We start from the raw sequence: 426 nt of genomic DNA, 5'->3' as shown, positions 1-426 counted from the left end.
GAACCTGTCCGTATTTTTGTGGGCGAGGCGGTTAGCGGAATTAACCGCGTGCCTGAGTAAAACGCTCACCAAACAGAATAGCGAACTGATTCATGGCGCTCGACCAGTCGAATGCCGTTCGCACGGACTTGTTAAGCACATTGCGCAGCGCCAGCCAGAGCAACTTGATGGCGGCCTCGTCGTTGGGGAAGTGGCCGCGGGTCTTGATGATCTTGCGTAGTTGCATGTTCAGACTCTCAATGGCGTTCGTGGTGTACACCACCCGGCGTATGTCGGGCGGAAACACGAAGAACGGCGTGACGTTCTCCCACGCCCGTCGCCACGACTGCACGATGGTCGGGTACTTCGCGCCCCATGGCCCTTCGGCAAAGGCCTCCAGGGCCTGCTGCGCGGCCTGTTCGTTCGCGGCGGCGTAGACCGGACGCA

General features: G+C 60.3%; 1 protein-coding gene. It reads right to left on the bottom strand.

Annotated elements, in window-relative coordinates; genetic code table 11:
• Positions 1-40: 40 nt before the first annotated feature.
• Positions 41-426: transposase (locus tag P0D70_RS36855; RefSeq protein WP_408188139.1), on the bottom strand; the 386-nt coding region annotated here is incomplete at its 5' end.

Source organism: Paraburkholderia sp. RL17-381-BIF-C, assembly GCF_046026435.1.
GTDB lineage: Bacteria > Pseudomonadota > Gammaproteobacteria > Burkholderiales > Burkholderiaceae > Paraburkholderia.
This window is presented reverse-complemented; position numbering and strand designations above follow the sequence as displayed.